Below are 21,236 nucleotides of genomic sequence, written 5' to 3' on the forward strand. Positions count from 1 at the left end.
GACGGTACCAGAAACCGTAGTGTTGCCAATTACACCATAGGCCATCGCTGCTGAACGCAACGAGGAATAATATAGCCAATTCGCGCTAACAAGAGCAAATCACCTGGTCAAAGGCTCGTTTAAATTCGCGAGTTCCCCACAGCCCACCTCAGCAGTGCGCATAACTAATGCAGTGCATATAACTAACGCAGTCCCAGATCGAAAGCCCATTCGATCGCAGCTCAAAGCTGATCCGCCCTTCAGGAGACACTTCGTGGTGAAGCGGCTGGCAAACAGCCGACACACACCAAAAACCAGACCTGAAAGGCAGGCACCATGACTTCCCCAACAACGACGGCAACAACCGCCCCCATCACGCTCGAGCTGGAGTTCTCCGACATCACGGAGCAAATGAACGGCACCATCGGTCGTGTCATCGGCACTGTCACTATCCGTCAGTTCGCGAAAATCATCTCGGCCCTTAACCTCGACGCCAACCCACGCGTGTCCCGCACCGGCCGCATCACCGATGCCATCATGGAAACCATCGACACCACACCGGAGCTCTTCGCCTACAAATCCAAGGGTGTGCTCCTGGCCTCCACTCAGTTCACCAGTGAAGACAATCTCTACCGCTTCACCTTCAGCAACCGTCGCATCGAAGGCATCCTCGACGGCGGTCACAACTCGCTGGCTATCGCACTGTTCGTTCTGGGCAAGCTCACTCCACCACCTAGCCGCAAAATCAAGACGTGGTCCGAAATGAAGGAGGTCTGGTCGGAGCGTACGGAAGAAATTGAGGAATTGCTTGCCGACGAAAGCCTCACCGAGCTCGATGCCCGTGTTCCGGTAGAGGTACTCGTGCCCGGCGCTCGGGACGAGGACACTGTGCAGGACTTCTCCGATGCACTGCTCGATATCTGTGCCGCCCGCAACAACAATGCGGAGCTCAAGGCGGAAGCAAAGCTCAATCGCGCCGGCTACTTTGACGATCTGAAGCATGCCCTGCCTCAGGGAATTAGCGACAACGTGCAGTGGCGCACCAACGATACTGGTCGACTAAAGGTGGGCGATGTCATCGCTATGGCGTGGATTCCGCTGTCTTGTATTGACCTGCCGAAGGATGCCGACGGGAAGCAGATTGAAGCACCGACCCCCACCAGCCTCTACTCCGGCAAGGCCAAGCTGCTTGACCGCTTCGAGGATGTCATGAGCTCACCGGAGGTCACTAAGCCCAGCACTGAAAGCATCAATGAGCGCACCGAAGAGGTCGTTCTCTACAACGAGAAGGTCCGCAGCGCATTGAACCTCACGCGTGACTTCATCGATATTTTCGAGCGCATCAACGCAGAGCTACCCGATCTCTACAACAAGAGCGGCGGTAAATTCGGCGGCATTGATGCTGTTGACAAGGCCAATAAGAAGAATCCGCGGACCGGCAAGACTCCACAGAAGTACTCGAAGTTCTACCGCCAGCCCATCGGCTACGCGATTCCGGACGGGTTCATCTACCCGCTCGTGTACGCCTTTGCCGCACTGCTCAAGCGAAACGAGGACGGCACGGTCCACTGGGGAACCGACTGGCACGATTTCTTCAACAACCACATGGGGTCGCTGGTCAAGGATTACCGCGAAACCTCCATGAATATGCTGAACCGCGACCCGCAGAAGGTGGGCAAGGAAGCGGGCTCTTACACGAACCTGCTTCGCTCAGCCCAGCTCGCGCTCTTTACTGAGCAGCAGTAAAAGGAGTGACCTCGAGCGCCTTGCGCAGTCGGCCCAGGCTGCGGCTGCGACCAAGCAGCTCCATGGACTCGAACAGCGGCGGCGATACCTGCGCACCAGTCACGGCCACGCGCACCGGGCCAAAAGCCTTGCGTGGCTTCAGCTCCAGGTCCTCGATGAGGGCCTTCTGAAGTGCAGTTTCAAGCTTCTCGGTGACGAAGTCCTCTTCGCTGAGCGGCTCCACAGCTGCAATGGAGGCCTCCAGGACAGCGACGGCGTCTTCCTTGAAGTTACGGCGTGCCGAGCGCTCATCGAAGGTGAACTCGTCCTCTTCCACAACCAGGAACTTCGAGAGGTCCCAGGCGTCGGAAAGCGTCTTCACACGGGTCTGCAGCAGCGTTGCCAGGAAAGCGAACTTATCCGCCGGGTAGTCGGCCGGGAAGTCAAAGTGGCTTTCCAGGTACGTGCGCAGACGCTGCTCGAAGTCCTTCGGATCGAGCATGCGGATGTGGTCCGCGTTGATAGCGTCGGCCTTCTTCTGATCGAAGCGAGCCGGGTTGGACAGCACATCGTGGATATCGAAGGCCTTAACCATCTCGTCCATCGTGAAGATGTCCTGGTCGCCGTCCATAGACCACCCCAGCAGTGCCAGGTAGTTCAGCAGACCCTCGCGGATGAAACCGTTATCGCGGTGGATGAAGAGATTGGACTGCGGGTCACGCTTGGACAGCTTCTTATTACCCTCGCCCATAACGAACGGCAGGTGACCGAACTCCGGGGTGAACTTGGCGACACCGATGCGCTTCAGCGACTCGTAGAGAGCGATCTGGCGCGGGGTCGATGGCAGCAGATCCTCACCACGCAGGACGTGAGTGATCTCCATCAGAGCGTCATCAACCGGGTTAACCAGGGTGTAGAGCGGTTCACCGTTGGAGCGGGCAATAACGAAGTCCGGAACCAGGCCGGCCTTGAACTCGATACGACCGCGAACGAGGTCATCGAAGACAATGTCCTCGTCCGGCATACGCAGGCGAATCACCGGATTGCGCCCCTCTGCACGGAAGGCTTCCTTCTGCTCCTCGGTGAGGTTGCGGTCATAGTTGTCGTAGCCCAGCTTCGGGTCACGGCCGGCGGCCTTGTGGCGCTCCTCAACCTCTTCAGCGGTGGAAAAGGCCTCGTACGCTTCACCGGCGTCAATGAGGCGCTGCAATACATCGGCGTAGATGTCCTTGCGCTGCGACTGGCGGTACGGGCCGTGCGGACCGCCGACATCGATGCCCTCGTCCCAGTCAATACCGAGCCAATTCAGGGCCTCGATGATTGCCTGATAAGACTCTTCGGAGTCGCGAGCGGCATCGGTATCTTCGATGCGGAAGACCAGCTTGCCACCAGTGTGACGGGCATATGCCCAGTTGAACAGGGCGGTGCGGATGAGGCCAACGTGCGGGGTACCGGTTGGCGACGGGCAAAAGCGTACGCGAACATCTGACATGCTTTCCCACGATACCCGCCCTCCCACCTGCAGGCATGCATAGGGTTTGCATAGGGTTACAGAGCCCACTCCCCGGCCACTTCGCCGGCGTATCCGGCGGCGCGCAGCCGCTCAACCCAGCTGCGCAGTGGTGCCTCACCGGTGCCCGGCGCGCCGCGGCCTGGGAAATCGGCAATCTGGACGTGCGCCGGCAGGCTCACTCTTCCAGTCTCCACCTCAGTGAGCCAAGCATCCACGTCGACGCCATTAGCTGCAAAATGGTAAAAGTCCGCGAGCACACCAGCACCAGTCTGTTGAGCTAACTCCTCGGCTTGCCACGGATCTGTAATGGGATAATCGTCCATCCCGGACAGCGGCTCAATCAACGCGCGGACACCGCTGAGCTCCAGCTGGGCAGTGATCTCAGTCAGTCGGTGCACTTGCAGGTCCGCCAGTTCCCCAGACCGCCCCAGCAGCACGTTAGAGCATTTCAGCCCCGTGGCTCGCGCGATCTGGCTCACTGCTTCCAGGTGCCCCGTGGGCAGCCCGTCTGTATCGAGCACTCCTCGCTGCCCCGCTGTCATGTCCCCTCCCCACAGGTTCATGGCATAAAGACCAAGGCTGTCGTCAAAGAGGTCACAAAAGGCGGAAACCTCATCGGGTGCGGGCACTGCGAGGTCAAATGGCCACCAGAATTCCACGGCCGCGTAGCCGTCGTCACGCGCGGCGTTGACAGCATCGTGCGGGGACATGTGTGCGTAGGCCGTAGAACAGTTAATAATGGTGCTCATGACCAAAACGGTAGTAGTAACTGGTGGCGGCGCGGGCATTGGTCGCGAAATTGCTCTGGCTTTCGCCGCCGATGGCTGGCACGTGCATATCTGCGGCAGGCGTATCGACGCGCTCGAGACTGTTGCCGCCGAAGCGGACAACATCACCTACTCCAGGTGTGACATCACCGACCCCGAACAGGTCCGTGCGATGTTTGAGAACGCGCAGGTGGCTACGGGAACCATCGATGTTGCAGTGCTCAATGCGGGGCTGCCCGGCACGCCCGCGGAGTTCGGAGAGACCGGCATTGAAGACTTCCGGGCGGTCATCGATACGAATGTGGTCGGCTCGTACCCGTGTGCACGCGAGGCTTTTTCGCGGATGAAGGCGGGGTGCGAGGGGAAGACAGAGCAAGCGGGCGGCCGAATCCTGGTCAATTGTTCTATCGCAGCGCAGGTGCCGAGAGCACACACGGCGGCGTACGCGACGTCGAAAAGCGCGCTTGCCGGAATGACCCACGTGCTTGCCCTCGACGGACGCGAGTATGGCATCACGGCAACGCGCATTGATATTGGCAATGCGCAGACTGACCTGTTGGGGACGTTCACAGGCAGCGAGCCGATGTTCGATGCCAAGCAGGCTGCGGAAACTTTCCTCTACGCCGCGAATCTGCCGGCAGGTGCCGTCATCGATCAGCTTACGATTACCGCTGCGGGTATGCCCTTTTTGGGCAGGGGTTAGCCTGCCCCTTAAACTGGAGCACAACTGGGTTTAGATTGAGGAGGCGGGTTAGGGCTATGTCCATGGAAAACCACCCCTCTCTGGGCGGCGGAAACGAAGAAGAGCAGCAGGAAAAGTCTCACCCGTCGAACGAGCCTGCAGCGACTCCGAAACGTTCGACGCGCTGGGACACGTCCCGCCCAACCACCGCTCCTGATTTTTTGCTCTCCCGTGCGCACGGCTCCATCCGCACGCAAGGTATTGAAGAGCAGATTTCCGACCCCTGGCTCGCAGCCGAGGGACTGCACTCGGGCATTCACAAAATGGTGGTCGGCGCCCTGCCCTTCGACTTGGACAAGCCCGCCGCCCTGACCGTTCCCCGGGAAGTCATCCGCTCCTCGCAGCCGCTGGAGCCACCCGCGCACTACCGCTGGAACGCACCCAAGCCTCACGCCAGCATCGTCGCTTACGATCCCCCGCTCGATGAGCACGCTGAGCGCATCGCCGCAGCAATCCGCACCATCGAGTACTCGGCGCTGGAAAAGGTCGTGCTCGCGCGCGCTGTGGAACTCGAAATCGATCCCCCGATTGACCCGCTCCTACTCGCATCGCGGCTTATCGACGGATCCCCCAACCGCGATGGCTTTGTCGTGGATCTCTCTCCCGCCGGTTCCGATTATGAGGGCAAGTTGCTCATCGGTTCCTCCCCGGAGATGCTGGTCCGCCGTACGGGTGACATCGTTGAGGCATTTCCCTTGGCCGGGTCGCTGCCGAGATCCCGGAATGAAGAGGTGGACCGGGCGTCGGCTCGTCGTTTAGCGGACTCGCGCAAGAACCTGGATGAACACGCCTTCGTTGTCGATGACATCGCCGACAACCTGGCGCCGCTGTGCAGTTCGCTGGATGTTCCGGACAGCCCCGAGCTGATGAGCACTGCCGAGATGTGGCACTTGGCCACGCATATCCGCGGTCGATTGAAGGATCCGTCGCTGTCCGCGCTGGATTTGGCACTGGTGGTGCACCCAACACCAGCCATTTGTGGCACGCCGACGGAATCCGCCTTCGGCGTCATTCAGGCCGTAGAGACTGACCGCGGCTTCTACTCCGGCGCTGTCGGCTGGTGCGATGAGAATGGCGATGGTGAGTTCGTGGTCTCCATTCGCTGTGCCGAAATCGACACTGAGGGGTCCGTGGCACGACTATGGGCCGGAGGCGGCATTGTGTCGCACTCCGCCCCAGAAGAAGAAGTCACGGAAACCAGCGCCAAAATGGGCACTGTGCTCCGCGCTTTTGGAGTTAAGGGCGCTTAAGCCCCTAGCGGCTTAAGCCCGCTCCACCGGGTTGGCCAGCTTGCCAATACCCGGAATCTCGATTTCGATGCGGTCGCCCGGGAACATCGCAGCGGTACCGGCCGGGGAGCCGGTGCAGATGACGTCACCCGGCAGCAGCGTAATCGAGGCGGTGATGAACTCGATGACCTCCGGGATGGACATAATCATCTGGTTGGAGTTGGAGTCCTGCTTAGTCTCGGTAACACCCTCGTGAGTCAGGTGCGCCTTGATTGGAAGCTCGTTGTAGTCCAGCTCCGTCTGGATCCACGGGCCCAGCGGGCAGAAGGTATCGATGCCCTTTGCGCGCGCCCACTGACCATCGGCAAACTGCAGGTCACGGGAAGAAACATCATTGACGATGGTGTATCCGAAGATCACATCGTGAGCGTTTTCCTTCTTGACGTTCTTGCACGGCTTACCAATAACCAGTGCCAGCTCGCCCTCAAACTCGACGTTGGTGGCGAAATCCGGAATGCGAATCGGCGCTTCCGGGCCAATGACGGCCGTCGGCGGCTTAATGAACATCGTCGGCGGCAGCGATTCTGCCGACTTCTTGAACACCTCGGCGACGTGGTCAGCGTAGTTACGACCAATAGCGATGACCTTCGACGGCAGCATTGGGGCGAGCAGACGTACGTCGGCAAGCGGCCAGGAACGGCCAGTCTTATTCAGCTGACCGAAAGGGTGCCCTTCGATTTCGTGCAAAGTAACTTCACTGCCTTCGCCCTCAACGAGCGCGAAGCACATGCCCTCTGGGTGGGCGATTCGAGCAATACGCATAAAAATAGGGTACACGTCACATTGCGATAATTATGCAACGACCCCCACTCTCTATACTCTGCGCTCTAAACTCCGCGGGATTCCTGCGCAAGCCACACCAGCGCACAGGCCAACGCATCGTTGAACGCGTGATGGGCCTTAAAACGGGGAATGCCGTACTTGTCGCACAGTGACCACAACCGCAGCTCATCACGGACCGGCTCACGGTTGGCCCGCAGAATCGCGTCGTACTCACGTGTCATAGTGTCCGCCACCGGCACATCAAAACGCGCATCGAAGTACTTCCGGCACAACGGATCTAGGAAACCAACTTCCATCCGCGCGTAGTGCGCCAGCAGCTTCCGTCCCCGTAGAGCTTCTAACAGCTTGCCGACGGCCACCTCTGCCTCTACCCCGGTTGCGACCATGTCGTCGGTAAGCCCATGCACCGTCGCCGACTCGCCGACGCTCACCTCCTCGCGCTCTGGGCGAATGAGAAGGTGACCCGACTCTTCCAGCACGATGTCGCGGCCTTCGACGGCAACCCAACCGATGGAAAGCAACTGATCTTTGGAGGGATCCAGACCGGTGGTTTCCACATCGACCGCGAGCCAAGCATTGTCGCGGATAGGTGCGTCCAAGAGTTTCTTGCGGGGTTTGAAAAACTTCAACATTGCGCGCTCACGACATCGCCCGGATGGGATACTTCGCCCCGAGGCTCTGCTGCAACTTGCGGATAACACCAAACGCATCGCGCAGGTGCTCGCGTTCCAGGCTGGAGAGACGCTTCGGGTAGATGTGGTTATTCGGCTGCTCGCCAGCGTTGAACTGGGCCTGCTGGTGATGAAGCTGCACCGTGCACAGGAACTCGAACGCATCCGCCAGATCCTGCGCACCCTGACGGCTCACGCTTCCGGCACCCGCACTCGCCGCCAAGCGTTCACGCGTCGACAGCTGTGGCAGGCCGGCCGCCACAGTAAATAGACGCGCCATCTGCACCACAGCAGCAGTTCCCCCCTTTTTGATGTCCAGGGTCTCTGCGTGATCGCCGCCCTTTTCCAGCACTAGGCCCCGGAAGAAGCCGAGCGGCGGCTCCCGCCAGGCCGCGAGCTTGGCCAAGTGCGCATGCAGGCGCTGCGACCCCTGAGCCAGCGGCAGGTAGGCCGCACGAAGGCTCTCTACCAGTTGCACGTCGCCCGCTACCCCACGCATGTCGAAGAAGGTCTGTGCATGTAACAGGGCCTCTGCCTCCGGTGCCGTAATCCACCCGTGGAACGTGCGCAGCCACTGCGACTTGGTCATCCTCCACGCAGGATTGCTGGCCATCATGTCCCCTGGACAGAGCGGATAACCGACTCGGTCGAGGTTGGTGCAAATCTCGTCGCTAAGCGCGGCGAAATAGTCAGCATGAGCGTCGGCGTCGTAGTCGTCGGCGAGAACAAGCGCATTGTCCTGATCGGACGCGAGCCCCATCTCCCCGCGCCCATGCGAACCCAGTACCGCAAAGGCGTAGCTGACTGGTGGCGGCCCAAGCTTTTCCTCCGCCAGCGCAACCAGGCGTCGGGTGACAGCATCGGCCACGGCAGTCAGCAGCTTGGCGACCTCCTCCCCCGAATCACCTCGGTCAATAAACCGGCCGACAATCCGCCGCGCGTTCTGAGCAATCTCCGCAATCTCCGAGATATCGCTCTTCCGCGCCAGCGTCGCCGTCGCGTACACGGGATCGGTGTGCAGACTGCGCAGCAGGTCACCAATGACAATCATGCCGACCACTCTCGTCCCGTCGTGCACCGGCAGATGATGGTAACCGCGCTCAGCCATCAGCAGCATGGCCTCAAAAACCAGCAGGTCGGGACTGATGGTTTCCGGGTTCCCGGTCATCACTTCGCTTACAAGCGTCGCCGCGGGCTTCGCCTCTGCCAGCACTCGACGACGGAGGTCACGGTCAGTGATGATGCCGACGAGCGGGCTCTGGTTGGCGCCTGCAGACTCCATTACGAGCAAACTGGAGACATTCCGCTCCGTCATAATCTGCGCCGCCTCTTGTACTGTCGCATCAGCACTGCAGGTCACCAGCGATGTTTCCATCAGATCCGCAACCCGTGTGCGCAATGACTCCGATGCCGCAGTACTCCGCAGCTTCGATGCCACTGCGCGAATGCGCGCGTTCTCACCGCCGTAATAGCGCCGGACCTCTACGAACTGCTCATTGAGCTGGTCAAAAACCTCCTTGGAGATCACTAGGAATACGCAGTCCTCCACTGCCGTCATCGTGTATAGCGAAGGGTCACTGCTCAGCAGCGTCGAATAGCCGAAATGATCTCCCACATCTCGCCTGTCCAACAGCGTGCCAGCTGGGTCAAAGAGATCCACCATGCCGGAGCGAATAATGAAACAGCTGTTGTTATCCGCACCCGCCCGGATAATCTCCGTTCCACGACGGGCATAGCGCATGGTCAAAAGCGGTGGGATAGTCGCGCGCTCTTCATCGTTGAGGTCCGAAAAGGGGCGAGTATGGCTGAGGAAGTCTGCGATTTCCGCAAGCTCGACGGTCATGGGGTCAATTATCCCCTATTTTTGCTCCCAATAGGACTGATTTGCGGGAATACTCGACCTTATGACCAATTCCACACACAGCGCTTCAATAAATCCCGAATGGCCGCTCGACGCCCACATCCTCGGCAGGATGGACAAGCTCGCGGCACTCGTCGCGACGCTTGACGACGACACCTTCAACGCAACCCTCCCCATCCCAGCCATTAACTCCCTGGCCGTGCTGTTACGACATGTGACCGGATCCGCGAGGTACTGGCTCGAGCGCGTCTGCCTTGGGCGTGATTATGTCCGTGATCGCGATGGGGAGTTTTCTGCTCATTGCAGTGTTTCGGAAGGGCTGGAGATTTACCACCGTGACCGCGCGGCCATTGAATCCGCGCTGGTGGAGTTGCAAGGCGTGGACCGCGCTGGTGCTCCTGCTGTTATTCCTACCGATAAGGACCGTTGGTGGTGCGGCAGCATCGAAGGCGTGATTGTGCATGTCTTCCACGAGGCGGCTCAGCACCTGGGACATGCGGAGATTACGAGGGATGCGCTAGTGGCAGGACTGGGAGGGGATGATTCCGATAACGGCGCAGGAAGCTCATCCCCATACCCCCTTGACACCATCATCGATGTACTTCGCCAGGTCGGACATGCGTCGGACTTCATCGAGCACACCGCCGACGGTAAGACTCACATCACTACCGTCGATGGCAAAACTGTGATTGCCTAGCCCTCTCCCCCCCCTATTTTTTACTGCGCTACTTCAAAGCAGCAGCAATGCGGTCGCCAACCTCAGCGGTCTTGATCGGGCCACTACCGCGAGTAGCCATGTCAGCTTCCACAGCAGCCTCGATGCGCTGGGCGTCTTCCTCACGACCCAGGTGGCGCAGCATCATGGCACCCGACAGAATGGCTGCCGTCGGGTCCGCGATCCCCTTGCCAGCAATGTCTGGCGCGGAGCCGTGAACGGGCTCGAACATGGACGGGTTGGCATTGGAGGCGTCAATGTTGCCGGACGCCGCCAGGCCGATACCGCCCGACACTGCACCAGCCTCATCAGTAATGATGTCGCCAAAGAGGTTGTCGGTGACGATGACGTCGAAACGCGAAGGATTAGTGACGAGGTAGATCGTCGCAGCGTCGATATGCGAGTAATCGACATCTACCTCTGGGTATTCCTTAGCGACCTCATCGACCGTGCGCTGCCACATACCGCCACCGTGCACCAACACATTGGTCTTGTGGACAAGGGTCAGCTTCTTACGACGGGTCATAGCCAGCTCGAAGGCATAGCGGACGACGCGCTCAGCACCGAAGCGGGTATTGACGGAGGTCTCGTTGGCAACCTCGTGTGGCGTGCCAACGCGAATTGCACCGCCGTTACCTGTGTAGGCACCTTCGGTTCCCTCGCGGACGACCACGAAATCAATTTCGCCCGGGTTCTTCAGCGGTGACTCGACACCCGGGAAGAGCTTGGAAGGACGCAGGTTGACATGGTGATCCAGCGCGAAGCGCATTTTCAGCAGCAGGCCGCGCTCGAGAACACCCGGAGGTACGTTCGCCGGGTCACCGATGGCACCGAGCAGAATAGCGTCGTGCTCACGCAGGGAGTCGAGATCGGCGTCGGTAAGCAGTTCGCCATTGCGCAAGTAGCGACGCGAGCCGAGGTCGTACTCGGTGGTGTCGAACTCGCCGATAGCAGCCTTGAGCACCTTCAGTGCCTCTGCCGTAACTTCCGTGCCGATGCCATCACCCGGGATGACGGCGATCTTCAGCTTTCCTGCCTCAGTCATTTTTTGAGATACCCTTCTCACTATATGGACACAAATGAGTGTAGCAGAACCTAGCGCTCACCCCCGTCACTGTCTGCGCGATTTTTACCATCTCCATCGTTTTCACAATCCACCCCGCCTACTGCTCTCTCCTTTTCCATATCCCGCCGCACCTTATCCACTAGGCCGCGGAGATTGTCATGCAATTTGCGACGTTTCTCATTGTGCTCAGCCAGCGCAGCGGTCTTCTTTTCAGTCTGCGAGGCAAAGGTGTAACGACCATGCCCAGTGTGCTCTTTTTCCGACTGCGCAAACGGCCCTTCATCACAAGAGAGGAACGTCCAAGCTTCGATCCCATCATCACCTCGAACAACTCGCCACATACCGGCAGTTTTGAGGTTGTGGTGCCTTCGACAGAGACAATGGAGATTATCTGTGTGCGTGACCCCTTCCTTTTGCCGCTCACCACCGGAAAGGCTGTGATCAAATTCCACAATATGGTCGATATCGCACTTTTCCGCGGGGACATCGCATCCAGGAAAACTACACACACCGTCACGGGCACGCACGAATGCACGCTGAGACTCGGAGGGCCGATACCCCTCAACCGCACTATCCCCCAGCACCCGCAATGTCGATACCCGCTTCAGCCAAGACTCGGCCACCAGCGAAGAAAGCCAACCTGCGCCAGCGAGCCACACTGGAGTGTTTTCCGGTTCGCCATCCTCCCCGGGAGAGAGCACTCGGAAGAGTTCCAGATTCACCTCCACCTCACAAGTACCGCGTAACGCATGCATGAAAGCTGCCGCGCGACTCACTTTCATCTTCTTAGCCACTGCGTCGATAATTGCAAGGGCTTCCACTGCATGATGCCGCTCGAGGACAGTAGTCAGTGTCGTAACTCCAGCGTCACCATGTTCATCAACTGCGATAAACTCCTTAGCCGTCATACGATCGCCGAAGTAGTCGAGAGCCGCAGCTTGAACCTCCCGTACCTCCTCCGACTCCACGGGATTATCCGCCGACCCTCCATCCGCCTCGACCTGGTATGCCGCCGCATCAATTGCAGCATCTACGGTCGCCTCCACATTCCGGGCCAGGACCCTATCAGCCTGCAACCCAGCGACATCCACATCACGTGGCCGCACTTCCGGAGCACACTCACCAATCACTCGCTGCACCCGCGTTGCCATCGCACGCACGCCACGGAGTGCCTCCCCGTCGCGCCTAGGCTTAACGACGTCCACGAGACCCGACTCCACTGCGTCAACCTTGTCATCGGCTACAGGTCGGGTATGTTTACCAAGCATTGCTAAATGCCTCATCGACAAATGCCCGCGCTCCTGACACATTTCCGCTAGTTGCGGCATACGTCCAAGCATGTAGCCAATTTCCATATATTTGTTCACTTCGGCGCGTGAGATTCCAAGCACCACCGACCAATAAGCCAAATGAGCTTCGACATCGCCATCATCTGGTGGTGCGACCCGCTGAGCGATAACCATCTCCAGACGATTAATCTCGCGCATCACTTCAGCGAGCGAATGAGCCCTCACCTCATGGCTGAACCGAAATTCCCCACACGATTCCAACTCTGACATTGCACTGTCCCCTCCCTAACGAGGTCCCCTAACGAACAGTTCTTTATCAATTCGCCCACACCATATCCCCCACCCCGGATTCAAACCGCTGCGCACCCCAAAAATCTCCACATTATTCGAACACTATTTCGAACTAAAGCCGAAAGAAAATCCCGCCCTACGACGCAAACTTCGTCGTAAAGCGGGAACCGCACTAGAAACCTAGTCGACCGGCTTCATGGAACCGTTTTCGAGGAAACGACGGTGGAAGTCGTAAGAAGTACCCAGGTCATGCGGAGTATGCAGGTACGGGGTGACCCTCTCAGCACGCTCAACGTATTCGAGCAGCGCCTCCTTGTACATCGGGTGCGCACACTTCTCAATGACAACACGGGAACGCTGACGCGGCGCCAGCCCACGGAGGTCAGCCAGACCCTGCTCAGTGATGATGACCATCACGTCATGCTCAGTGTGGTCAACGTGAGAGACCATCGGCACGATTGCGGAAATGTCGCCATTCTTAGCCAGCGACGGGGACACAAACGTAGAGATGTAGGCGTTTCGGGTGAAGTCACCAGAACCGCCAATGCCGTTCATCATGCGGGAGCCAGCCACGTGAGTGGAGTTGACGTTGCCGTAGATGTCAGCCTCAATCATGCCGTTGGTGGTAATCAGCCCCATGCGGCGGACCAGACCCGGGTTGTTGGAGATGTCCTGCGGACGCAGAACAATCTTCTCGCGGTAGTCAGCAGCATTCTCATTCATACGAGCTGCGTACTCCGGGGACAGCGAGAATGCGGTACCGGAAGCCACGGTCAGCTTGCCAGCATCCATCAGGTCGACCATGCCGTCCTGGATAACCTCAGTGAAGGAGGTCAGGTTCTCATACTTGGAGTCGAGCAGGCCTGCGAGCACAGCGTTCGGAATGTTACCGACACCCGACTGCATCGGCAGCAGGTTCTCCGGCAGACGACCGGCCTTGACCTCCCCATCGAGGAAGTCGAGCAGGTAGCCGGCAATGGCCTTAGAGTCATCGTCCAGCGGCTTGAACGGCGAGTTACGGTCCTCGGCGTTCGTCTCGACGACAGCGACAACCTTATCGACATCGATCTGAACATCCGGAGTGCCGATGCGGTCCCCCGGGTTCACAATCGGAATCTCCTTACGGTTCGGAGGCAGCCCAACACTGTAGATGTCGTGCATACCCTCGAGATCCTCGGACTGCCAGGAGTTGACCTCAATAATGATCTTCTCTGCAGCATTCAAGTAAGAAATGCTGTTACCAACCGAAGAGGAAAGAATCAGGGATCCATCGGCCTTAATGCGAACAGCTTCGACCACAGCAACATTGACCGGACCAAAGAAGCCCTGCTCAGTCATCGGGCCAGAGTGCGACAGGTGAATATCACTATAGAAGGCATCGCCTGCATTGATACGGTTACGCATTCCCGGGTCGGACTGGTACGGCATACGCCACTCAACACCATTGGCCTTCGCCAGCGCACCATCAAGTTCCGGAGCGGTAGACGCGCCGGTCAAGACCTTAATCTTAAACTCGTCGCCACGCTCGTGAGCGGCCTCGATGCGCTCAGCGAGAGCCGGCGGGACAACCTTCGGGTAGCCAGCACCGGTAAATCCGGCAAAGCCCACCATGTCTCCGTGGTTGATGAACTGCGCCGCCTCCTGCGCGGTCATCACCTTGGATTTGAGACCAGCATGGGCAATACGATCTGACATGAATTCACCTTTCTATATCCCCCAACGCGACTATCGGGGGTAGTGCTTCGAACACCAAAGCACACCCCCAACCCTATCAACGAAGCGGTTAGCGACATTCATTCAGATGCCCGAAAGCGCCCCCATTTTAGGCACACTTCACGCGACACTAAAACCGACTACAACACCGTTTTATGCCCTACGTCACAACTGGCCAACAATCAGCCATACGACACATTTACAACCCCTTGCCTAGCCCAATTCACACAGTAGTTATTGATAATCATTTTCAGTACGTTAATCTTGTCGGGTGACTTCTACCGAATTTTCTGATAGCACCACCGAGACCACTCCCGTCACCGTCCTGTCCGGATTCCTGGGCGCCGGCAAGACCACCCTCCTGAACAACCTCCTGGCAAACTCACAGGGGCGCAAAATCGCGGTCATCGTCAACGACTTCTCGGAAGTCAACGTCGACGCCGCCCTCATCGAGCAGGGCACATATCTCGAGCGCGGCGAGGACCGTTTCATCGAAATGTCCAACGGCTGCATCTGCTGCACGCTGCGAGATGACCTCGTGGAAAACGTCGGCAAGCTCGCGCGCAGCGGCAAATTCGAACACATCGTCATCGAATCCACCGGTATCTCCGAACCCATGCCAGTCGCCGCTACCTTCGAGTGGGAATTCGACGACGGCCGCCGTCTCGCCGACATCGCCCCCATCGACACGATGGTCACGCTCGTCGACGCCTCTACATTCCTCGACAGTCTCCGCCAGGGACGCGCACTGCCTGACGACGAACGCACGGTCGCTGACCTCCTTGTCGACCAGGTGGAATTCGCCGATCTCATCCTCATCACCAAATCCGACCTCGCCGGCGAAAAGCTCACCGGCGGCACCGAGGAAACAATCCGCGCCATGAACCCCCGCGCACGCATCGTCCGCGTGACTAACGGCGAAATCGCCACCTCTGCCATTCTCGACGCATCGCTTTACGACGAAGGTACCGCGGCCACTTTCCACGGATATGCAGAAGAACTTGCGAATCCCCACACGCCGGAGACTGAAGAATACGGCATTTCTTCGGTTGTTTTCCGAGGCAACCGCCCCTTCGACCGCGAACGACTGATTAAGGCTCTCCGCGGCACAAAGGGGCTCGTACGATCCAAGGGGCACTGCTGGATTTCCGACCGCCTCGAAGTCGCCCACGTGTGGAGTCAGGCGGGGCCGAACCTGAAAATCACCCCTGCCGTCATGTGGGCGCAGACCGATGTCCCACCATCCAATGAGGTCGTACTCATCGGTGTGAAATTTAACCCAGAGGCCACACTGCAGGCATTCGAGGATGCCATGCTGACTGACGAAGAAGTGCGGGAATTGCTGTAACAAAGCCCCTGGAAGAGCGCCGATAAACGACCCGCTGAAGCGATCAGAGTGTCATAAATCACTTCTCAACCTGCGGGTGTGGCAACACACTGTTAGCGCATGCTAGGTTAGGCGACAAAACTAAAGTCGAACAGTCTATCTAGGAGATGACATGTCTGATCGCATCGCACATGCCGGTTTGCGCGGCAAGGTAATGACCGCCGACGAGGCTGCACAGTTTATCAATCATGGTGATGCCCTCGGCATCTCTGGCTTCACCGGTGCTGGCTACCCGAAGGCCCTGCCGACTGCGCTGGCAAACCGTGGCAAGGAACTTCACGCCAAGGGTGAAGAGTTCGCTGTCGACATCTACACTGGCGCTTCCACTGCCCCGGACTGTGACGGCGTGATGGCAGAAGCTGACATCATCCGCTACCGCATGCCGTACCAGGGCGATCCGGCACTGCGTAAGTCCATCAACTCGGGCAAGGCGAAGTACCAGGACATCCATCTCTCCCACTCCGCGCTGTACATCGAGCAGGGCTTCCTGCCGATTGACGCCGCAATTGTTGAGGTCACTCGTATTACGGAAGATGGACACCTCGTTCCGTCGTCAAGCGTTGGCAACAACGTCGAGTGGATGGACAACGCTGACAAGATCATCATTGAGGTCAACTCGTGGCAGTCCGAGGAACTCGAGGGCATGCACGACATCTACCGCATTCAGCACCTGCCTAACCGCACGCCGGTGCCGATCAACGCTCCGGGTGACCGCATTGGCACCCCTTACATCGACATCAACCTGGACAAGGTTGTCGCAGTTGTCGAGACCAACGCGCCGGACCGCAACTCCCCGTTCAAGCCGTTGGATGAGACCTCGAAGGCCATTGCCGGCCACTTCCTCGACTTCCTCGAGGGCGAAGTTCGCGCGGGTCGCCTGGCTTACGACCAGTACATCATGCAGTCGGGCGTCGGTAACGTTCCGAACGCCGTGATGGCGGGTCTGTTGGACTCCAAGTTTGAGAACATCAAGGCCTACACCGAGGTTATTCAGGACGGCATGATTGACCTGATTGACGCAGGTAAGATGACCGTCGCTTCGGCTACCTCCTTCTCCCTGTCTCCGGAAGCTGCCGAGCGTATGAACAACGAGGCTGCTCGCTACCGCGAGAACATCATTCTGCGCCCGCAGCAGATTTCTAACCACCCGGAGGTTGTCCGTCGCGTCGGCCTGATCGCCACCAACGGCATGATTGAGGCCGACATCTACGGCAACGTCAACTCCACCCACATCAACGGCTCCCGAATGATGAACGGCATCGGTGGTTCCGGTGACTTCACCCGTAACGCCTTCGTTTCTTCGTTCATCTCGCCGTCGCTGGCGAAGGACGGTGCGATTTCGACTATCGTTCCGTTCGCTTCGCACATTGACCACACCGAGCACGACGCCATGGTCATCATCACCGAGCGTGGATTCGCTGACCTGCGTGGCCTGGCACCACGTGACCGCGTGGCGAAGTTGATTTCCGTTGCACACCCGGAGTACCAGCCACTGCTGGAGGAGTACTACGAGCGCGCGCTGAAGACCGCTCCGGGCATGTCTACCCCGCACGATCTGCGTACTGCTTTCGACTTCCACGTCAACATGATTGAGAAGGGCTCGATGAAGGGCTAGGCAGTAGGGCTACGGCTGCATAGATCAGCTGGGAAACAAAAATCCCCTCCATGCGGAGGGGATTTTTCATGCAGTAGAAGCTGCGCTAGAGACTAGCTCTAAAACGTCTAGGCGCTCAGAACTAGTCCAGCTCAAGCTGCAGAGCGTGGGTAGCGGAGATCTCCTCGGTAATCTTTTCGACGAGCTCCTCCGGAACCTCCTTGGAAACGCGCAGCACCAGGATGGCAGTCTGATCTGCTTCCTGCGGAGACAGAGCAGCAGCCTCGATGTTGATGCCGGACTCACCCAGGGTGGTAGCAACGCAACCCAGAGCGCCCGGAACGTCCTTGTACAGCAGGAAGAGGTTACGGCCCTGAGCACGCATGTCGATGCCGCGGCCATTGATACGGACAATCTTCTCGACGCGGTTCAGGCCAGTGAGAGCACCAACGACGGTAGCGGTGGAGCCATCAGCACCGATGACCTTGACTTCGAGAACGGAGCGGTGGGAGACGGACTCCGGCTCGGTCTCGACAGTGAAGGTCACACCACGCTCTTCTGCGATACGCGGAGCGTTGACGAAAGTGACCGGCTCTTCCACCATGAGGGAGAACAGTCCACGGATTGCTGCCATACCCAGAACGTTAACGTCCTCAGTGTGCAGCTCACCGCGAGCGGTGACCTCAACAGCGGCCGGAGCGCCCTCGAGCAGACCGCCAGCAACCAGCCCCAGCTCACGAGCCAGCTCGAGCCACAGGGCCACCTCTTCACCGACAGCGCCACCGGAAACGTTGACAGCATCCGGGACGAACTCGCCAGCCAGTGCCAGCAGCACGGACTTAGCGACATCGGTACCCGCACGGTCCTGAGCCTCAACGGTGGAGGCACCCAGGTGCGGAGCACAAACAGTTTCCGGCAGACCAAACAGCGGGGAATCCGTGCACGGCTCGGTCGCGTATACGTCGAAGCCAGCACCGCGGATGTTGCCTGCCTTGATCGCGTCGGCAAGCGCCTGCTCGTCGACGAGACCGCCGCGGGCAGCGTTGATGATGATCTGGCCCTTCTTGGCCTTGCCCAGGAGCTCAGCATCGAACATGCCAGCGGTTTCCTTGGTCTTCGGCAGGTGGATGGTCACGAAATCAGCGCGAGCCATCAGGTCTTCCAGCTCAACCAGCTCAACACCGAGCTGAGCAGCACGAGCCGGGTTCGCGTACGGATCGTACGCAATGATGTTGGTCTCGAAAGCAGCGAGACGCTGCGCAAACAGCTGGCCGATGTGACCGAAACCGACGATACCGACGGTCTTGCCGAAGATTTCGACACCCTTGAAGGAAGAGCGCTTCCACTCTCCCTCACGCAGGGACGCGTCCGCAGCCGGCAACTGGCGAGCGGTGGCCAGCAGCAGTGCGATTGCGTGCTCACATGCAGAGTGAATATTAGAAGTCGGAGCGTTGACAACCATGACGCCGCGCTTGGTAGCGGTATCGATGTCGACGTTATCCAGGCCAACGCCGGCGCGACCGACGATCTTCAGATTCGGAGCAGCCTCGAGGACTTCCTGATCCACGGTGGTAGCGGAGCGGACGAGAAGTGCGTCAGCATCACCAACCGCAGCCAGGAGCTCAGCGCGGTTCGGGCCATCTACCCAACGGACCTCAACGGAATCCCCCAATGCGTCCACAGTGGACTGTGCCAGCTTGTCGGCGATGAGGACAACGGGGCGAGCGTTCTGGCTCACAAGCATCTCCTGGTTTGTCTCGAAAAGTTTATGCAGTATGTGCGGTGTCACTTAAGAAAACTACTAAAGCGTGCACGCGCATTACGTCTCATCATAAACTCTGGGGGTGAGACACGGGGGGACTTACCTAAGCAAAACGGCGCTTACTACCCTTTGTTTAGGGAGTAAGCGCCGTTGCCCCCGACATTCAAGTCGGCAAATATTTCGCGTTATATTTTTATTTCTGCTGGTCTATAACCTACTGGTACGTAACCAACCACGGACGCGGCTCGATGTTCATGGTCTCCTCAGGAGTAAACATCGGCTGATCCTCGTCGATGAAGTTCTTCCACGCCTCGAAAATCTCCGGCTGCAAATCCTGCAACATGACGTTCCAGGTCTCAAACTTCTCCTGCGCGGTGCCATGGCCGTCGGCATGCAGAACGAATGCGAGCTCCGGGTGCGACAGATCCAGCGTCTCACGGTCGCGAATCATCTGTAGCTGGAACTGGTGCAGCATCAGCATCTTCTGCGGAAGGTTGTTCTTACGAGTCAGCTCAGCCAGCCAATCAGCAACGCGGTTGACTTCTTCAGCCTTAACGTGACCAACCTGAGTCGCCGGAACCTGCCCCGGTTCCATCTTCCACTCCGGGTCCAGCGCCAGACCGACGTTTGGCATCTTCAGCAGTTCTTCGTAGAACTTGGCCTGGTCCAGGAAGTCTGCACTACCCGGCTGCAGGTCGATGATGACGTAGCCGCCGGCCTTGGTCATGGCCTCGACGTACGGCTTCAGAGTCTCAACCGGAGCTGGCTCGGAGTAGTCACCGCGTGGACCCGGGTCAGCCTGCGCGACCGAAGCGATAATCTCGAAGGCCGGCAGTACCGGGTCATCAGCGAACTTCTCGTACTGCTTGACGTAGTCCTTCGCACGTGCGACGGCATCCTCCGGATCATCCTCGCCCATCACGCCCAATGGAGCGACACCTGGGTGACCATACGTTGCAATCAGATGACGACCGGGGAACAGCAGTGTGCCTCCACCTGGCAGCTCCTTAACCTTGTCATCTTTGGCAAGCTCGATGGACTGATCAAACTTGTCCTTATCGCCGAAAACCTTACCCAGAGCAATCAGGGACTCGCCGTCGCGAGCAGCGGAAATCGACTCAGAGGTAGCACGCGCGTCGCCCACCGGCAACCAACTGACCTTCAGGCCAGCGGCACGGGCCGTAGCAATGGAGGCCAAACCGGTACCCGGTGCGGCCAGTGCCAATGTGTCCTTGACCTCCTTCGGAGATCCCTTCGGCAGGGTGACGCTCTCCTGTCCCTTGTCGTCCTGCCCATCGCTGGCGCGATCCTGAGCCTCCTGGTTGGCTGCCCCATCCTTCGTTGCATCGCCCTCGACGACAGTTGGCTTCTCCGGATCCATCTCAACGACAGCGCGAGTCGGCTTCGACTCCGTCTCCTTGAGAACCTTAAACTCGGTACCGACGAGCTCCTTAAGGCCATCGGTCGTACCCGGATCCGCAATGATCTGACGGCCCTCTTCCCCAGTCAGGTCAACTGCCCCCACAGTAAGGACTGTCTTTGCGCCCAGGCGGTCAATCTCTTTTTCCACATCGGCGATATCGGCGCCGGTATCACGGCCACGAGCATCCTTCTTCGGGCTCTTGGCGGTACTGTCATCTTCCGCATCTTCGGCAGAACCAGCCACTAGCATCGGCAGACCAGCAGCAACCGCGATGCCTGCCGCCCTACGCTGCTCAGCAGAGCCTGCCGAGGAAACGACAACCGCTTCCGAACTGTCGATCAGGCTTTCCGACGCTGCGATGTCGTCGCTAAGCACCGTCGATTCAGCGTCCACCTTCTTCGTGGAAACAGCGCTGTCGGAATTTCCACACGCGACCAAGGCGCTTGACCCCAACGCCAGGCTGACCGTCAGGGCAACGGTTGCCGTCACGCGCCGCGTCATTGCGGATACTCGCACATTTACCTCCGTGAAATGATTTGATTTCAACGATTAGACTATCGAACGTCTTTGTTGAGGGAGACCTTTCAACCCAGATTAGAACCCCGGATAGGACTGGGGCTACACCCGTTTGGCAGTAGTTGCTTTTGGCTCAGACGTTTATTCCAC

16 protein-coding genes are annotated in these 21,236 nt (G+C 58.7%); 6 read left to right on the plus strand and 10 right to left on the minus strand.

What is annotated here, in order from left to right; genetic code table 11:
- The first annotated feature begins 315 nt into the window (after nucleotides 1-315).
- Nucleotides 316-1,725 carry a hypothetical protein gene (locus ADM64_RS10100; RefSeq protein WP_241482129.1) on the plus strand — a complete coding sequence of 470 codons (1,410 nt, stop codon included), beginning with the start codon at nucleotides 316-318 and terminating at the stop codon, nucleotides 1,723-1,725.
- Here ADM64_RS10100 and gltX read toward each other — a convergent pair.
- Complete coding sequence (gene gltX / locus ADM64_RS10105) at nucleotides 1,709-3,196, minus strand: glutamate--tRNA ligase (RefSeq protein WP_048735378.1); 1,488 nt, start codon at nucleotides 3,194-3,196, stop codon at nucleotides 1,709-1,711. The genes ADM64_RS10100 and gltX overlap by 17 nt on opposite strands.
- Nucleotides 3,197-3,252: 56 nt before the next feature.
- Nucleotides 3,253-3,966, minus strand: a complete 714-nt coding sequence (locus ADM64_RS10110) for a TIM barrel protein (RefSeq protein ID WP_241486364.1) — start codon at nucleotides 3,964-3,966, stop codon at nucleotides 3,253-3,255.
- On the opposite strand from ADM64_RS10110, the gene ADM64_RS10115 reads away from it, so the two are divergent.
- A complete protein-coding gene (locus ADM64_RS10115; protein ID WP_049194133.1) occupies nucleotides 3,965-4,687 on the plus strand; it encodes an SDR family oxidoreductase in 723 nt (240 codons plus the stop codon). The genes ADM64_RS10110 and ADM64_RS10115 overlap by 2 nt on opposite strands.
- 56 nt (nucleotides 4,688-4,743) lie before the next feature.
- Complete coding sequence (locus ADM64_RS10120; protein WP_049194070.1) at nucleotides 4,744-5,976, plus strand: isochorismate synthase; 1,233 nt, start codon at nucleotides 4,744-4,746, stop codon at nucleotides 5,974-5,976.
- A 12-nt stretch (nucleotides 5,977-5,988) separates the two neighbouring features.
- Here ADM64_RS10120 and ADM64_RS10125 read toward each other — a convergent pair whose 3' ends face one another.
- The 3 genes from ADM64_RS10125 to ADM64_RS10135 all read right to left on the minus strand — a co-directional run bounded on the left by ADM64_RS10125 (nucleotide 5,989) and on the right by ADM64_RS10135 (nucleotide 9,312).
- A complete protein-coding gene (locus ADM64_RS10125) occupies nucleotides 5,989-6,777 on the minus strand; it encodes a fumarylacetoacetate hydrolase family protein (RefSeq protein WP_049194071.1) in 789 nt (262 codons plus the stop codon).
- 65 nt (nucleotides 6,778-6,842) lie between these two features.
- A complete protein-coding gene (locus tag ADM64_RS10130) occupies nucleotides 6,843-7,430 on the minus strand; it encodes a 3'-5' exonuclease (RefSeq protein WP_048735364.1) in 588 nt (195 codons plus the stop codon).
- Nucleotides 7,431-7,437: 7 nt separating this feature from the next.
- Nucleotides 7,438-9,312 (minus strand): DUF294 nucleotidyltransferase-like domain-containing protein, encoded by a 1,875-nt coding sequence (locus ADM64_RS10135; protein ID WP_049172113.1) that lies wholly within the window; start codon nucleotides 9,310-9,312, stop codon nucleotides 7,438-7,440.
- 61 nt (nucleotides 9,313-9,373) lie between these two features.
- On the opposite strand from ADM64_RS10135, the gene ADM64_RS10140 reads away from it, so the two are divergent.
- Complete coding sequence (locus ADM64_RS10140; RefSeq protein ID WP_049172112.1) at nucleotides 9,374-10,027, plus strand: DUF664 domain-containing protein; 654 nt, start codon at nucleotides 9,374-9,376, stop codon at nucleotides 10,025-10,027.
- 28 nt (nucleotides 10,028-10,055) lie between these two features.
- On the opposite strand, the gene ADM64_RS10145 is transcribed toward ADM64_RS10140, so the two are convergent.
- From ADM64_RS10145 to ADM64_RS10155, 3 genes are all read right to left on the minus strand, one after another.
- The gene (locus tag ADM64_RS10145; RefSeq protein ID WP_141744336.1) at nucleotides 10,056-11,072 is read right to left on the minus strand and encodes a 3-isopropylmalate dehydrogenase; all 1,017 of its coding nucleotides are present in this window, start codon (nucleotides 11,070-11,072) and stop codon (nucleotides 10,056-10,058) included.
- 68 nt (nucleotides 11,073-11,140) lie between these two features.
- Complete coding sequence (locus ADM64_RS10150; protein WP_049194072.1) at nucleotides 11,141-12,670, minus strand: HNH endonuclease signature motif containing protein; 1,530 nt, start codon at nucleotides 12,668-12,670, stop codon at nucleotides 11,141-11,143.
- Between the two features lie 201 nt (nucleotides 12,671-12,871).
- Nucleotides 12,872-14,386 (minus strand): acetyl-CoA hydrolase/transferase family protein, encoded by a 1,515-nt coding sequence (locus tag ADM64_RS10155; protein WP_049194073.1) that lies wholly within the window; start codon nucleotides 14,384-14,386, stop codon nucleotides 12,872-12,874.
- Between the two features lie 289 nt (nucleotides 14,387-14,675).
- Between ADM64_RS10155 and ADM64_RS10160 the strand changes: the two genes are divergently transcribed.
- The gene (locus ADM64_RS10160; RefSeq protein ID WP_049172106.1) at nucleotides 14,676-15,752 is read left to right on the plus strand and encodes a GTP-binding protein; all 1,077 of its coding nucleotides are present in this window, start codon (nucleotides 14,676-14,678) and stop codon (nucleotides 15,750-15,752) included.
- Nucleotides 15,753-15,903: 151 nt separating this feature from the next.
- The gene (locus ADM64_RS10165) at nucleotides 15,904-17,406 is read left to right on the plus strand and encodes an acetyl-CoA hydrolase/transferase family protein (protein WP_049172105.1); all 1,503 of its coding nucleotides are present in this window, start codon (nucleotides 15,904-15,906) and stop codon (nucleotides 17,404-17,406) included.
- 121 nt (nucleotides 17,407-17,527) lie between these two features.
- Here ADM64_RS10165 and serA read toward each other — a convergent pair whose 3' ends face one another.
- The gene (gene serA, locus ADM64_RS10170) at nucleotides 17,528-19,123 is read right to left on the minus strand and encodes a phosphoglycerate dehydrogenase (protein ID WP_049194134.1); all 1,596 of its coding nucleotides are present in this window, start codon (nucleotides 19,121-19,123) and stop codon (nucleotides 17,528-17,530) included.
- Between the two features lie 238 nt (nucleotides 19,124-19,361).
- Nucleotides 19,362-21,086, minus strand: a complete 1,725-nt coding sequence (locus ADM64_RS10175; protein WP_049194074.1) for a hypothetical protein — start codon at nucleotides 21,084-21,086, stop codon at nucleotides 19,362-19,364.
- Between the last annotated feature and the right edge of the window lie 150 nt (nucleotides 21,087-21,236).

It is taken from the genome of Corynebacterium sp. 401_CJEI (assembly GCF_001076435.1).
GTDB lineage: Bacteria > Actinomycetota > Actinomycetes > Mycobacteriales > Mycobacteriaceae > Corynebacterium > Corynebacterium jeikeium_D.

What these genes read in the sequence shown, in the direction of transcription:
- ADM64_RS10125 (WP_049194071.1), bottom strand. Translation starts at nt 6,777, where the DNA reads ATGCGTATTGCTCGAATCGCCCACCCAGAGGGCATGTGCTTCGCGCTC.
- ADM64_RS10140 (WP_049172112.1), top strand. Translation starts at nt 9,374, where the DNA reads ATGACCAATTCCACACACAGCGCTTCAATAAATCCCGAATGGCCGCTC.
- ADM64_RS10100 (WP_241482129.1), top strand. Translation starts at nt 316, where the DNA reads ATGACTTCCCCAACAACGACGGCAACAACCGCCCCCATCACGCTCGAG.
- ADM64_RS10110 (WP_241486364.1), bottom strand. Translation starts at nt 3,966, where the DNA reads ATGAGCACCATTATTAACTGTTCTACGGCCTACGCACACATGTCCCCG.
- ADM64_RS10115 (WP_049194133.1), top strand. Translation starts at nt 3,965, where the DNA reads ATGACCAAAACGGTAGTAGTAACTGGTGGCGGCGCGGGCATTGGTCGC.
- ADM64_RS10165 (WP_049172105.1), top strand. Translation starts at nt 15,904, where the DNA reads ATGTCTGATCGCATCGCACATGCCGGTTTGCGCGGCAAGGTAATGACC.
- ADM64_RS10135 (WP_049172113.1), bottom strand. Translation starts at nt 9,312, where the DNA reads ATGACCGTCGAGCTTGCGGAAATCGCAGACTTCCTCAGCCATACTCGC.
- ADM64_RS10155 (WP_049194073.1), bottom strand. Translation starts at nt 14,386, where the DNA reads ATGTCAGATCGTATTGCCCATGCTGGTCTCAAATCCAAGGTGATGACC.
- ADM64_RS10150 (WP_049194072.1), bottom strand. Translation starts at nt 12,670, where the DNA reads ATGTCAGAGTTGGAATCGTGTGGGGAATTTCGGTTCAGCCATGAGGTG.
- ADM64_RS10120 (WP_049194070.1), top strand. Translation starts at nt 4,744, where the DNA reads ATGTCCATGGAAAACCACCCCTCTCTGGGCGGCGGAAACGAAGAAGAG.
- gltX (WP_048735378.1), bottom strand. Translation starts at nt 3,196, where the DNA reads ATGTCAGATGTTCGCGTACGCTTTTGCCCGTCGCCAACCGGTACCCCG.
- ADM64_RS10130 (WP_048735364.1), bottom strand. Translation starts at nt 7,430, where the DNA reads ATGTTGAAGTTTTTCAAACCCCGCAAGAAACTCTTGGACGCACCTATC.